Annotated in this window: 1 protein-coding gene; it reads right to left on the bottom strand. The window is 46.9% G+C overall.

What is annotated here, in order from left to right:
- Nucleotides 1-50 precede the first annotated feature (50 nt).
- On the bottom strand, nt 51-356 hold a 306-nt coding region (locus tag AC1DCY_RS28040), incomplete at its 5' end, for a hypothetical protein (protein WP_477356147.1).

The following is a 356-nucleotide window of genomic DNA, read 5'->3' as shown; positions in this document are numbered from 1 at the left end:
GCAGTGGGTTGGGTGAGGGGCTTTTGCTGGAAGAGGAATTGGTGTTCGGCTTAGTAGGGCGAGCTTTCTCCCCACCCCATGGCAATAGCTGCCGATCGAGGGTTTATAGCGTTTGTTCTAATTGTTTTCATGTTTACAGTTTTACTGACCTGATTCAAAGCGTTCATTGTCAAGAACGTCCCTGCTCCACGGAGCCTCAATTCGCTTTCCGGAGTACCCACTTCGTTCACTGCATCATGCAATTGCGTACTACCTAGTTGCGAATCAGGATCAACAATAGTGAAGTCTACCGTCAAATCAGTATCATTATTATCCTCACCTTCACGACTCAAAGATATCAGCGTGAGCCCATATAG

The organism is Lysinibacillus sp. 10T31 (assembly GCF_056394365.1).
The sequence above is the reverse complement of the archived record's forward strand: the minus strand, read 5'-3'. Positions and strand labels throughout refer to the sequence as shown.